The sequence below is a fragment of the Tatumella ptyseos ATCC 33301 genome, assembly GCF_000735525.1.
GTDB lineage: Bacteria > Pseudomonadota > Gammaproteobacteria > Enterobacterales > Enterobacteriaceae > Tatumella > Tatumella ptyseos.
The window spans coordinates 1-13,690 of the sequence record NZ_JMPR01000043.1; the positions used below are offsets into that span (position 1 = coordinate 1).

General features: G+C 51.4%; 13 protein-coding genes. All 13 read right to left on the reverse strand.

What is annotated here, in order from left to right:
• Positions 1 to 735 (reverse strand): cell envelope integrity protein TolA (gene tolA / locus GTPT_RS13725; RefSeq protein ID WP_038011645.1); only part of this gene is annotated, 735 nt, incomplete at its 3' end.
• A gap of 26 nt (positions 736 to 761) precedes the next feature.
• Positions 762 to 1,190: a colicin uptake protein TolR gene (gene tolR, locus GTPT_RS13730; protein ID WP_025902947.1), complete on the reverse strand. Its 429-nt coding sequence runs from the start codon at positions 1,188 to 1,190 to the stop codon at positions 762 to 764.
• Positions 1,191 to 1,204: 14 nt separating this feature from the next.
• Positions 1,205 to 1,891, reverse strand: coding sequence for a Tol-Pal system protein TolQ (tolQ, locus tag GTPT_RS13735; RefSeq protein ID WP_025902948.1), 687 nt, complete (start codon positions 1,889 to 1,891; stop codon positions 1,205 to 1,207).
• On the reverse strand, positions 1,888 to 2,292 hold the full coding sequence (gene ybgC, locus GTPT_RS13740; protein ID WP_025902949.1) for a tol-pal system-associated acyl-CoA thioesterase: 405 nt from the start codon (positions 2,290 to 2,292) through the stop codon (positions 1,888 to 1,890). The genes tolQ and ybgC overlap by 4 nt, the downstream gene beginning before the upstream one ends.
• A 284-nt stretch (positions 2,293 to 2,576) precedes the next feature.
• Entirely contained in the window at positions 2,577 to 2,879 is a 303-nt protein-coding gene (gene ybgE / locus GTPT_RS13745; RefSeq protein WP_025902950.1) for a cyd operon protein YbgE, read from the reverse strand.
• Positions 2,879 to 2,989 (reverse strand): cytochrome bd-I oxidase subunit CydX, encoded by a 111-nt coding sequence (gene cydX / locus GTPT_RS17145; RefSeq protein ID WP_055725593.1) that lies wholly within the window; start codon positions 2,987 to 2,989, stop codon positions 2,879 to 2,881. The genes ybgE and cydX overlap by 1 nt, the downstream gene beginning before the upstream one ends.
• Positions 2,990 to 3,004: 15 nt before the next feature.
• Positions 3,005 to 4,144 carry a cytochrome d ubiquinol oxidase subunit II gene (gene cydB / locus GTPT_RS13750; RefSeq protein WP_025902951.1) on the reverse strand — a complete coding sequence of 380 codons (1,140 nt, stop codon included), beginning with the start codon at positions 4,142 to 4,144 and terminating at the stop codon, positions 3,005 to 3,007.
• Between the two features lie 14 nt (positions 4,145 to 4,158).
• Positions 4,159 to 5,727: a cytochrome ubiquinol oxidase subunit I gene (cydA, locus tag GTPT_RS13755; RefSeq protein WP_025902952.1), complete on the reverse strand. Its 1,569-nt coding sequence runs from the start codon at positions 5,725 to 5,727 to the stop codon at positions 4,159 to 4,161.
• A gap of 693 nt (positions 5,728 to 6,420) precedes the next feature.
• Positions 6,421 to 7,296: a succinate--CoA ligase subunit alpha gene (gene sucD / locus GTPT_RS13765; RefSeq protein WP_025902954.1), complete on the reverse strand. Its 876-nt coding sequence runs from the start codon at positions 7,294 to 7,296 to the stop codon at positions 6,421 to 6,423.
• Positions 7,296 to 8,462 carry an ADP-forming succinate--CoA ligase subunit beta gene (sucC, locus tag GTPT_RS13770; protein WP_025902955.1) on the reverse strand — a complete coding sequence of 389 codons (1,167 nt, stop codon included), beginning with the start codon at positions 8,460 to 8,462 and terminating at the stop codon, positions 7,296 to 7,298. Before sucC ends, sucD begins: the two co-directional genes overlap by 1 nt.
• A 67-nt stretch (positions 8,463 to 8,529) precedes the next feature.
• Positions 8,530 to 9,750 carry a 2-oxoglutarate dehydrogenase complex dihydrolipoyllysine-residue succinyltransferase gene (odhB, locus tag GTPT_RS13775; protein ID WP_025902956.1) on the reverse strand — a complete coding sequence of 407 codons (1,221 nt, stop codon included), beginning with the start codon at positions 9,748 to 9,750 and terminating at the stop codon, positions 8,530 to 8,532.
• 15 nt (positions 9,751 to 9,765) lie between these two features.
• On the reverse strand, positions 9,766 to 12,573 hold the full coding sequence (gene sucA, locus GTPT_RS13780; protein WP_025902957.1) for a 2-oxoglutarate dehydrogenase E1 component: 2,808 nt from the start codon (positions 12,571 to 12,573) through the stop codon (positions 9,766 to 9,768).
• A gap of 391 nt (positions 12,574 to 12,964) precedes the next feature.
• Positions 12,965 to 13,678 (reverse strand): succinate dehydrogenase iron-sulfur subunit, encoded by a 714-nt coding sequence (locus GTPT_RS13785; RefSeq protein ID WP_025902958.1) that lies wholly within the window; start codon positions 13,676 to 13,678, stop codon positions 12,965 to 12,967.
• Positions 13,679 to 13,690 lie beyond the last annotated feature (12 nt).

Below are 13,690 nucleotides of genomic sequence, written 5' to 3' on the forward strand. Positions count from 1 at the left end.
CGCTTCTGCCGCCGCCTGGGCTTTCGCCTGCTGTTCGGCTTTTGCTTTCGCTTCTGCCGCCGCTTCGGCTTTTGCCTGCTGTGCTGCTTTTGCGCTGGCTGCTGCTTTTGCCTGCTGATCTGCCTGAGCTTTCGCTTCGGCAGCAGCTGCTTTCGCCTGCTGATCTGCCTGAGCTTTCGCTTCGGCGGCTGCAGCTTTCGCCTGCTGTTCGGCCTGAGCCTTCGCTTCGGCGGCTGCAGCTTTCGCCTGCTGATCGGCCTGTGCCTTCGCTTCGGCAGCAGCAGCTTTCGCCTGCTGGTCTGCCTGAGCTTTTGCCTCGGCCTCGGCTTTAGCTTGTGCGGCTTGGGCTGCGGCTTTTGCCTGCTGTGCTGCTTTTGCTTGTGCCTCAGCGGCTACAGCCTTCGCCTGTTCGGCTTTCGCATCAGCATCAGCATCAGCATCAGCATCCTGTTGCTGTTCTTCTTTCGCGTCGTCCTGTGAAGGTTTGGCATTCGGCTGTTGCTGTTGTGAGGGCTGACTGGCGCTCTGCTGCTCATTCTCGCGGTTGTACTGTTCAACCACTGCCCCCGGGTCCACCATGACGGCATCAATATCGCTGCCGCCACCGCCACCACTGGTTTCGATATTTTCATTCAGCGAGCTTATAATCAGTATTGCAATCAACAGGATATGCAAAATCACCGAAATTATAATCGCGCGCTTTAATTTATCGTTTTGCTCGGTTGCCTTCGACACTCTCGGTTCCCACAAACGGATTAGACTTAAATCGGCTGCGTCATCAGGCCAACTGACTTAACACCCGCCTGATGGAGTAAATTCAGTGCTTTGATAATTTCATCATAAGGCACTTCTTTCGCTCCCCCGATTAAAAACACCGTCTTAGGGTTCGCCTGAAGACGACGTTGTGCTTCACTGATGATCTGTTCCGGAGGTAATTGCTCCAGTCGCTGGTGATCTTCAACAATGCTGTATTGCCCCACGCCGGAGACCTCAACAATGACCGGTGGATTATCATCCGTTGACACTGTTTTTGAATCTGTTGCATCCGGCAGGTCGACATTGACACTCTGGGTAATAATCGGTGCCGTGGCCATAAATATCAGCAACAGCACCAGCAGTACATCCAGCAGCGGGACAATGTTTATCTCAGACTTCAGTTCGCGACGAGCGCGACCACGCGTTCTGGCCATGAGTCAACCTCTGCTTACTTAGAACTATCGCTGGTAAATGCCTGGCGATGCAGGATAGCGGTAAACTCTTCGGTAAAGTTATCGTAACCCTGCTCCAGCTTATTCACCCGCTGATTCAGGCGGTTATATGCCATGACTGCCGGGATGGCCGCAAACAGACCAATAGCGGTAGCAATCAATGCCTCTGCTATTCCGGGAGCAACCATCTGCAGGGTTGCCTGCTTTACGGCACCCAGGGCGATAAAAGCATGCATAATTCCCCAGACTGTACCGAACAGACCAATATAAGGACTGATGGAACCGACCGTCCCCAGGAAAGGGATATGGTTTTCCAGACTTTCCAGTTCACGGTTCATCGAAATACGCATGGCCCGGCTGGCACCTTCAACAACGGCTTCCGGCGCATGGTTATTTACGCGGTGTAATCTGGCAAATTCTTTAAAGCCCGCATAGAAAATCTGCTCTGAGCCGCTAAGCTCTTCGCGGCGCCCCTGACTTTCCTGATAAAGACGTGAAAGATCCACACCTGACCAGAATTTATCTTCAAAGGCTTCGGCCTCACGGCCTGCTGCATTCAGGATGCGTGTACGTTGAATAATGATGGCCCAGGAGGCAATAGAAAACACAATCAAAATCAACATAATGAATTTGACCAGAAGGCTTGCCTTCAGGAACAAATCAAGGATGTTCATGTCAGTCACTGCTTGAACTCCGCGACAATAGACTTAGGAAGCGCAATGGGCTTCATACGATTTATGTTGATACAGGCAATCAACACTTCAGCTTCATTGATTATTTTGCCTTCACCATTCACGATACGTTGACGGAATGTCATCGTTACCCGCCCTAACTCGCAGACTTCGCTTTCAACGTGCAGCAAGTCATCAAGTTTTGCGGCAGCAATATAGTCCACCGTCATACGCCGCACCACAAACCCCACCTGCTGTTCTAACAGCGTCTGCTGCGTAAAACCACACTGGCGCAAGGCTTCGGTACGTGCCCGCTCATAGAAAGCAATATAGCTGGCGTGATAAACAACGCCACCGGCATCGGTGTCTTCATAGTAGACCCTGACCGGCCATTGAAACTGAAAGTGACTCACTCTGCATCCCGGCATTAATTTTTAAACCAGCCTACTATACGCAAGAGAAATCGCCTTTGGAATGGGACAACACTGAGCGGAGAAAATAATTATGCCTTCTGACACAACCTGCACCGATTTCAGTGAACAACCTGACAAACACTTAACTTTTTTTACCTTTTTAAAGCACTCAGGGCCGTGTTCAGGCCGGGAAAATTCCGACTGACCACAAAAAAACTCCCCTGAAAGCGATACTTTCAGGGGAGTTCCGGGTGTACGGATCAAAGATGACTGTTTCAGCTGACTCAGTGAGTCGCCCAAAAATAGCAGACAAGCGCAGGGATCAAAATTATCCAGGCCAGCAGAGGATTAAAAACTCCCTGCCAGAGCGTTTTTTGCAGGCGCAAACCGCTGCCATGAATGACTCCGGCACACACTGACCAGATAAGCGCCAGCCCCCACCACACAGCATATGTCCGGGGAACCACAGCGAACCGGGTCGGATCCCAAAGTACACATCCGGCCACCAGCAACGCGAGGATCAGCGAAAGGACCCGCAAGGGGCCCTTATCGGTAAGCTGATAGATCCGGTGAATAATCCCGGCCATCAGGACGGATTACTCTCGTTATCTTTGTTGGCATTTTCAAATGCCAGTGCAGCTACGACACCAAAAGAACAGGCCAGAAGCGTGCCGAGGATCCAGGCAAAATACCACATAATCGACCTTCCTGATTAATACAATGAATGAGAGTTACGTTCGATATCTTCTTTAGTGATGCGACCATACATTTTGTAATAACACCATGCAGTGTATGCCAGAATGAGAGGTACGAAGATGATCGCAGCAAAGGTCATCGTTGTCAGCGTACGCAGGCTGGAGGTGGCATCCCACATCGTCAGGCTCATCCCCGGGTTAGTCACGGATGGCATAATGAACGGGAACATCGCAATACCTGCCGTCATAATAACGCAGGCAATGGTCAGTGATGAGCAGATAAATGCCAATGCGCCCTTATTCTTCGCTGAGAACAATGCAGTCAGTAATGGCAATACCACACCCAGTACAGGGAACACCCATAAGACCGGTGACTTCCTGAAATTCACCATCCAGGCGCCGGTTTCACGTACCACGTCTTTACCAACCGGGTCAGAAGCCGCATGATGATCAATCACGCTTTTCAGTACATAACCTTCAATACCGTAAGCGACCCAGATACCGGCCAGGATAAAGCAGACCATCATGACCAGTGTCGCAATCTGCGTCACCCGGCGGGTACGCAGGTGAAGCTCACCCGTCGTACGCATCTGCAAATAGGCTGCCCCCTGGGCGAGGATCATTGTCAGGCTGACAATCCCGGCCAGTAAGGCAAACGGGTTCAGCAGCATAAAGAAGTTACCGGTATAGAACAGACGGAGGTACTCATCCATATGGAAAGGGACCCCCTGCAGTAAGTTCCCGAAAGCAACCCCGATGACTAATGGCGGAACGAAGCTCCCGATAAAGATCCCCCAATCCCACATACCACGCCAGCGGCTGTCACCCAGTTTCGAGCGATAATCAAAACCGATCGGGCGGAAGTAGAGAGATGCCAGCACCAGAATCATTGCAACATAGAAACCGGAGAATGCGGCGGCATAGACCGTTGGCCAGGCTGCAAACAGTGCCCCACCCGCCGTGATCAGCCAGACCTGGTTTCCGTCCCAGTGAGGTGCAATACTGTTTATCATAATACGGCGTTCGGTATCTGTGCGTCCGATAATACGACACAGCATACCGACACCCATATCAAACCCGTCGGTAACCGCAAAACCTATCAGTAATACACCGATAAGCAGCCACCAGACAAAGCGCAAAACTTCATAATCAAACATATGTGCCCCCTGAATTAATGTGTCAGCTGCGACGGTGTGGCCAGTTGTTCATGATGATAACGACCGGTTTTCAGACTGCTTGGCCCCAGGCGAGCAAACTTAAACATCAGGTACATTTCAGCCACCAGGAATAAAGTATACAAACCGCAAATCAGGCCCATAGAGAACAGCAGGTCCCCGACTGTCAGCGATGAATTAGCCACAGCGGTAGGTAAAACTTCACCGATGGCCCAAGGCTGACGCCCGTATTCCGCCACAAACCAGCCAGCTTCCACAGCAATCCACGGGAGCGGGATGCCGTACAGTGCAGCTTTCAGCAACCAGCGGCTTTTCCCGACCCGGTTACGCAGCACACTGAAGAATGAAATCGCAATCACTGCCAGTAACAGTACGCCACACAGCACCATGATGCGGAAAGCAAAATAGAGCGGAGCCACACGCGGAATAGAATCCTGCGTCGCTTTTTCAATCTGAGCTTCTGTCGCATCTGTCACGTTAGGTGTGTAACGTTTCAGCAGTAATCCATATCCCAGGTCTTTTTTGGACTGATCAAAGGCTGCGATAACCGCAGGATCTTTACTGCCGCTGCGCAGTTCATTCAGCAAGGCATAGGCTTTCATACCGTTACGAATACGAACTTCGTGCTGCGCCATTAAATCCTTAAGACCAATCACCGGGGTATCCGTTGAACGGGTGGCGATTAATCCGAGCAGATAAGGTATTTGGATAGCGTAGTGGTTAGTCTCTTCTTTCTGATCCGGGATCCCAAACAGGGTAAATGCTGCCGGGGCAGGCTGGGTATCCCACTCTGCTTCGATGGCTGCCAGTTTGGTTTTCTGTACATCGCCGATTTCATAACCGGACTCATCACCCAGAAGGATCACTGACAGAACCGCGGCCATCCCAAAGCTTGCTGCAATGGTGAAAGAGCGTTTGGCAAAAGCCATATCACGCCCTTTAAGCATATAGAATGCACTGATCCCCAGAATAAACATCGCCCCGGTGGTATAACCCGCGGCCACAGTATGCACAAATTTCACCTGCGCGACCGGGTTCAGGACCAGCTGAGAGAAGCTGACCATTTCCATACGCATGGTTTCATAGTTAAAGACAGATGCAACAGGGTTCTGCATCCAGCCATTGGCGACCAGGATCCATAGGGCCGACATATTTGACCCCAGGGCCACCAGCCAGGTCACCGACAAGTGCTGAACTTTCCCCAGACGGTCCCAGCCAAAGAAGAATAAACCGACAAAGGTAGATTCCAGGAAGAATGCCATCAATCCTTCGATAGCCAGTGGAGCCCCGAAAATGTCTCCGACATAATGGGAATAGTATGACCAGTTAGTCCCGAACTGGAACTCCATCGTCAGACCGGTAGCCACGCCGAGGGCAAAGTTAATTCCGAAGAGTTTCCCCCAGAATTTGGTCATATCTTTATAGATTTGTTTACCTGACAATACATACACTGTTTCCATAATAGCCAGCAAAAACGCCATACCCAGCGTCAGTGGCACAAACAGAAAGTGGTACATTGCAGTCAAGGCAAACTGTAGACGAGACAGTTCGACGATATCAAACATCCTGACTCCTTGCTCTTTTAATAAAAAACTCTCTTCACGGGCCCTGTTATCATTTCAGGACTTCAGAGACTAAGTCGTTAATTGTCACGGTGAATTATATTTTCTTTCATTCAGCAAAAAGTTGATCCGCTATTCAGAACAGGATTTTACCAGCCCCGTTAACTCTCAGACGCTAACCACTTATTCACATCTCATTATGGTTAATGAGTTGTGAATAAAATGACAGCGCTCAACTTCCGGTAAAAAAAAAGAAAAAATAGGAAAAACCCCAAATTGACACAGAACAATTTAATCTAAAACACTTAACTATATCCAGCGGATAAAATAGATATAAATCATCATTTATTGATCTGAATCGTTATTTCCCGGGGAGATATTTGATATGTCAAAACAGGCAGGACAACATGCGTCAGACCGTAACGGTCATTATGTCACCAAAGACTGTCATTGCGGATAAGAGGCCTGGCGTGTCTGCCATGACCGGAAACAGGTAAGTTATGTTTATCGTTCTTCCGTAATTTTAGTATAACGCAGCCAGGCAGGAAACAAAAAATTCACAGTCAGTAAATAATTAATAAACAATAGTATGTTTATATTCAGTATTAACCGGAATACTGCAGGCTGCATCGTTAATTTATCACCATAAAAAAACCACCGGCGGGCCGGTGGCTGTCTGGCAGAATACAACGATGATTACCGTGCAGGTAAAACTGATTTCACTGCATCACCGATGTCGGCAAGACTGTGCACAGTCCTGACTCCCGCCGCTTCCAGCGCCGCAAATTTTTCATCTGCAGTCCCTTTACCGCCGGCAATAATCGCCCCCGCATGCCCCATCCGCTTTCCTTTCGGCGCTGTGACACCGGCAATATAGCTGACGACAGGTTTGGTCACATGATCTTTGATAAAGGCGGCGGCTTCTTCTTCAGCACTGCCCCCTATCTCGCCAATCATTACAATAGCTTCTGTCTGCGGATCTTTTTCAAACAGACCCAGAATATCGATAAAGCTGGACCCCGGGATCGGGTCGCCGCCAATACCGACACAGGTTGACTGGCCATAACCGATATCTGTGGTCTGCTTGACGGCTTCATAGGTCAGCGTGCCGGAACGGGAAACAATACCGATACGGCCTGGTTGATGGATGTGGCCCGGCATAATGCCGATTTTACATTCCCCGGGGGTGATGACTCCCGGGCAGTTAGGCCCGATCATCCGTACACCCGCTTCATCCAGCTTCACCTTTACGGTCAGCATATCCAGCGTCGGGATCCCTTCCGTAATGGTGATAATCAGTTTGATACCGGCATCAATGGCTTCAAGGATACTGTCTTTACAGAACGGCGCAGGGACATAAATCACTGATGCCGTGGCACCGGTTTGCTCTACGGCTTCACGCACGGTATTAAAAACCGGCAATCCGAGATGAGTGGTTCCGCCCTTACCTGGCGTCACTCCGCCGACCATTTGTGTTCCGTAATCAATGGCCTGTTCAGAATGAAAGGTACCCTGCCCGCCGGTGAACCCCTGGCAGATGACTTTGGTATTTTTATCGATCAGAATTGACATTATTTGCCCTCCGCCGCTGCAACCACGCGTTGTGCCGCGTCGGTCAGACTGGTTGCTGCGATAATATTCAAACCACTCTCAGCCAGTTTTTTTGCGCCTGATCCTGCGTTATTACCTTCCAGACGCACCACCACCGGAACATTGACACCCACTTCAGCCACCGCCCCGATGATCCCGTCAGCGATCAGGTCGCAACGGACGATGCCCCCGAAAATGTTCACAAATACCGCTTTTACGGCATCGTCAGAGAGAATGATTTTAAACGCTTCGGTGACACGCTCTTTGGTCGCACCGCCGCCAACGTCCAGAAAGTTTGCCGGCTGACCGCCATAGTGTTTAACGATATCCATGGTCCCCATCGCCAGCCCTGCCCCATTGACCATACAGCCAATATTACCGTCCAGAGCAACATAATTGAGTTCCCACTGCGCCGCGCGGGCTTCTCTGGCATCTTCCTGGCTTGAGTCATGCATTTCGCGTAATTCCGGCTGACGGAACAATGCGTTACTGTCGATGCTCAGTTTACCGTCCAGACAGACCAGATCATCGGTTTTGGTGATCACTAACGGGTTAATTTCGACTAAAGCCAGATCCCGCTCAAGGAACAGCGTGGCCAGTCCCATAAAGATTTTGGCAAACTGACTGACCTGTTTTCCTTTCAGCCCGAGCTTAAAGGCCAGTTCACGCCCCTGGTACGGCTGAGGACCGGTCAGAGGATCAATCGCCATTTTATGGATAAGATGCGGGCTTTCTTCCGCCACTTTTTCAATTTCCACGCCGCCTTCGGTGGATGCCATAAATACAACGCGGCGACTGCTGCGATCGACCACCGCCCCCAGGTAGAGTTCGTTCGCGATATCTGTGGCGGCTTCCACCAGAATCTGACTGACCGGCTGTCCGTTTTCATCGGTCTGATAAGTCACCAGCGACTTACCTAACCAGTTTTCGGCAAAGGCACGGATTTCTTCTTTACTCTTCACCACTTTGACGCCACCCGCTTTACCGCGACCACCGGCATGGACCTGGCATTTCACTACCCAGGGGCCCGCTCCGATTTTGGATGCCGCTTCTTCAGCTTCGCGCGGGGTGGTACAGGCATAACCGACAGGTGCAGGCAGGCCGTACCGGGCAAACAATTGTTTAGCCTGATATTCATGTAGATTCATGATGTGCTATCCATTCAGTTCAGAAAAGAATAAAAATCAGGCGTACCTGCGTACGCCTGGTGAAAAATCAGACATCCAGTAATAAGCGGGCCGGATCTTCAAGCATCTCTTTAATAGCCACCAGATATCCGACAGATTCACGACCATCAATTAAGCGGTGATCATAGGAGAGCGCCAGATACATCATTGGCAGGATCACAACCTGACCCTCGACCGCCATAGGACGATCTTTAATCGCATGCATCCCGAGAATGGCACTCTGCGGCGGGTTGATAATCGGTGTCGACATCAGTGAACCAAATACGCCGCCGTTAGTGATAGTAAAGTTCCCGCCGGTCAGTTCTTCAACGGTCAGTTTCCCGTCGCGCCCTTTTACGGCGAGTTCTTTAATTTTTTTCTCAATATCCGCCATGCTCAGTGCATCAACATCTTTCAGCACCGGCGTCACCAGTCCGCGAGGGGTGGATACCGCAATGCTGATATCGAAGTAATTGTGGTAAACCACATCATCACCATCGATAGACGCATTCACTTCCGGGTAACGTTTCAACGCTTCCACGACCGCTTTCAGATAGAAAGACATAAATCCGAGGCGGACACCATGGCGCTTCTCGAACGCTTCGCCATACTGTTTCCTGAGATCCATGATGGGCTTCATATTGACTTCATTAAATGTCGTCAGCATGGCGGTGTTGTTTTTAGCTTCCAGCAGGCGCTCTGCCACCCGTTTACGCAAACGCGACATCGGCACACGTTTTTCACTGCGGTTGCTCATCACCGGTGCAGCCGCAGGGGCAGATCCCTCAGCCGGAGACGCCACTGATTTTGACTGTGCCGCCAGATGCTTTTCAATATCTTCCCGGGTCAGGCGGCCACCGACTCCACTGCCGCTGATTTTCGCCGGGTCCAGAGAGTGTTCAGCAATCAACCGGCGGATAGCCGGGCTTAACGCATCATTGGATCCTTCTTCCAGAGAAGCATTCTGACGTTGTGCAGGTGTTGATTCTTTCGCCTCTGGCTTAATATCAGATTCTTTACCGCTGCTGTCGCTCTCTTTCAGACGTCCCAGTAACTGCCGGGAAGTCACGGTCGCACCTTCATCTTCCAGAACCGCGTCCAGTACACCGTCGGCAATGGCAGGCACTTCCAGAATAACCTTATCGGTTTCAATCTCAACCAGCACATCATCGCGTCGAACACTGTCACCCGGTTTCTTGTGCCAGGTCGCGACGGTGGCATCGGCAACAGATTCAGGCAAATCGGGAACGAGAATATCTAAACTACTCATTTTCTATCCTTATAATCAATCAACGTTCAGCGCATCATTTACCAGCTGTTGCTGCTGCTGCTGGTGAACCGACAGATACCCCACTGCCGGTGAAGCGGATGCCGGTCTGCCGGCGTAGTGCAGTGATGATCCCTGCGGTACAACTTCACGGAAATTATGCTGACTGGAATACCAGGCCCCCTGATTCAGTGGCTCTTCCTGACACCAGACAAAATCAGTGACATGTGAATACGGCTGCAGGAGTTCCTGAACCACCTGGTGCGGGAACGGATATAACTGCTCAATCCTCAGGATAGCCACATCCTGCTGACCATTTTTACGGCGCTGTTCCAGTAAGTCGTAATAGACTTTGCCGGAACACATCACTACGCGGCGGATATTCTCTGCCGGCAGCGGATCAATTTCACCTATCGCGGGCATAAACTGACCGGAGGCCAGTTCTTCGAGGGTAGACACTGCCAGCGGGTGACGTAGCAGTGACTTAGGTGACATAACGATCAATGGCCGGCGCATACCCCGCAGAGCCTGACGGCGCAGCATGTGGTAGACCTGCGCCGGGGTGGAAGGTACACACACCTGCATATTCTGTTCTGCACACAGCTGCAGATAACGTTCCAGACGGGCCGAGGAGTGCTCCGGTCCCTGACCTTCATAGCCGTGGGGCAATAACATCACCAGACCGCACATGCGACCCCATTTTTGTTCACCGGAACTGATGAACTGGTCAATCACTACCTGTGCGCCGTTCGCGAAATCCCCGAACTGAGCTTCCCAGATGGTCAGCGTCCGGGGTTCGGCAGTGGCATAACCGTATTCGAATGCCAGTACGGCCTCTTCGGACAAGACAGAATCCCAGACTTTGAATTCCCCTTGTCCATTGTGGATGTGCTGTAACGGTGTGTAGGTTGAACCGTTCGTCTGGTTGTGGATCACCGCATGACGGTGGAAAAAGGTGCCTCGCCCGGTATCTTCCCCGGAAAGGCGGATAGGAACGCCTTCATCCACCAGCGTCGCGTACGCCAGGTTCTCCGCACCGCCCCAGTCAAATAATTTGCTGCCTTCAGCCATTTCCTGGCGGTCACGGTAAATTTTCTGTACCCGTGATTGCGCCTCAATTCCGTCAGGGATCTGACTGATACGGCGCGCCAGCTCCTGCAAACGCTTCATTCCGACCTGTGCCGGATAGCTCTCATCCCATTCATGATTCAGGTACGGTGACCAGGTATAAGAGTTAAGAGACATTGGCCGCCATTCATCAACCACACACTCACCGGCATCCAGCGCATCCCGGTACAGATTGACCATTTCAGTGGCATCCGCACTGCTAATCACCCCTTCTTCCTGCAGGCGATCGGCATAGATTTTACGCGGGGTCGGGTGTTTTTTAATCTGCTTATACATGACCGGCTGAGTCGCACTTGGCTCGTCGGCCTCATTGTGGCCATGACGGCGATAGCAGACCAGATCGATAAACACATCACGTTTGAAGGTATTACGGTAATCCAGGGCCAGCCGTGTCACAAAGGCAACCGCTTCCGGATCGTCGGCATTCACATGGAAGATCGGTGCCAGCACCATTTTACCGATATCGGTACAGTACGGTGTTGAACGGGCATCCAGCGGGTTCGACGTGGTGAAACCCACCTGATTGTTAATCACGATCCGGACGGTTCCTCCCACCTCATAGCCTCTGGCCTGGGACATATTCAGGGTTTCCTGTACCACCCCCTGCCCGGTGATCGCCGCATCACCATGAATGGTAATAGGTAATACCTGATCGTGTGAGCGCTCCTTCAGCCTGTCCAGCCTGGCTCTGACCGAGCCCATAACGACCGGGCTGACAATTTCCAGATGGGACGGGTTAAAGGCCAGAGCCAGATGCACAAGACCGCCTTCGGTTTCCACATCCGAGGAGAAGCCCATGTGGTACTTCACATCTCCGGTACCCAGCAATTCTTTATGCTTACCGGCAAACTCATCAAACAGATCCTGCGTTTTCTTACCCAGGACGTTAATCAGGACATTCAGTCGCCCACGGTGCGCCATGCCCAGTACCACTTCGCGGGTGCCGTTTTTTCCGGAGTGGCGGATCATCTCGCGCAGCATGGGGATCAGTGCATCGCCGCCTTCCAGTGAAAAACGCTTAGCGCCGGGGAATTTGGCGCCCAGATATTTCTCAATCCCTTCTGCCGCCGTCAGCTCTTTCAGGAATTCTTTCTTTTCCTTAGCAAGGAAACTGGCACGCCCGACAACAGACTCCAGTCGCTGCTGGATCCAGCGTTTTTCTTCGGTGTTGTTGATGTGCATATATTCCGCACCGATCGAACCGCAATAGGTTTGTTTCAGTGCTTCATACAGGTCGGCCAGTTTCATGGTCTCTTTGCCTATGGCAAAGGAACCGACATTAAAACTTTCCTGAAAATCATCCGCCGTCAGATCATGAAAAGCCGGGTCAAGATCCGGCACCGGTTCCTGTTTCCAGAGACCTAAAGGATCAAGTCTGGCCTGCTGATGACCACGAAAACGAAAAGCATTAATCAGTTGCAGTACTTTCACCTGGCGGGAATTGACTGCCGGGTCAGTGACTGAGGAGGTGTAGCGGGTCGAATCTTTTGCCAGGCGACGAAAATATTCACGGGTCGTAGAGTGGAACTGCTCCTGACGGAGATCGTTTGCCGGGAACTGTTCGAACATTTCCCGCCAGACGGGTTCGACAGAGGCAGGATCAATGAGGAAGTCCTCATAGAGTTGTTCTATATAAGACTGGTTAGCTCCTGCCAGCCAGGAGGAGTCCAGCCAGGGCTTCATTGCGTTGTTCTGCATGGTGATCCCTTAAGCATTGTCATGCTTTTCGTAGTTATTGTTGCCGTTTACACGGATATTCCGGGACAGTGCATAGGTCAATGAATGCCATTCCCTCAGATTGTCCATATCTTCTGTTGATGCAGTGGCATTCCCTACGGCCCGGCCTGTTCAGACATTGACCCCGTGTCATGCCCGCAATCATCACCTTGTTTTATATCATTAAACGCGGTACTACATGCAAGATTCTCTTGCCCGAACAGTGGCCTTACCCGCAAAGATAAGCCCCGAAGTGTCATTTTTACGACAGGTCAGCGCTATCTTTGTCAGGGCGAAACGTCCAGGTGACGACGTTGGCGCTCTTGCTAACATGACTTTCGGTGCCGGGAGAGGAGACCTCCCCGGCGCCGGGTCAGGCATTACGGTGCAATAACATGGACTTAATATGACCAATGGCTTTGGTCGGGTTCAGCCCTTTCGGACAGACACTGACACAATTCATGATGCTGTGGCAGCGGAAGACGCTGAAGGCATCGTCCAGGTTATCCAGCCGGGCATCGGTTTCGGTATCCCTGCTGTCAATCAGGAAGCGATACGCGGCCAGCAAACCGGCCGGGCCGATAAACTTGTCCGGATTCCACCAGAAAGACGGACAAGACGTCGAACAACAGGCGCACAGAATACATTCGTACAAGCCGTCCAGATGTGCCCGCTCTTCCGGAGATTGCAGGTTTTCACGGGCGGGCGGATTTTTGTCATGACTCTGCAGGTACGGTTTAATTTTTTCATACTGGGCATAAAACTGCCCCATATCGACCACCAGGTCGCGGATCACCGGCAGTCCCGGTAAGGGACGAACCACAATTTTCCCCTTACCGCGGAGTGCCGAGACCGGCGTAATACAGGCCAAACCGTTTTTACCGTTCATGTTCAGGCCATCCGAACCGCAGACACCCTCGCGACAGGAGCGACGGAAGACCAAAGTCGGGTCCTGTTCTTTCAACAGGATCAATGCATCCAGCAGCATCATATCCCGCCCTTCTTCCGCCTCCAGTGTGTAGTCCTGCATCCGTGGGGCATCATCAACTTCCGGATTGTACCGGTAAACAGAAAACTCAAGTTTCATTTGTCTCTCTCC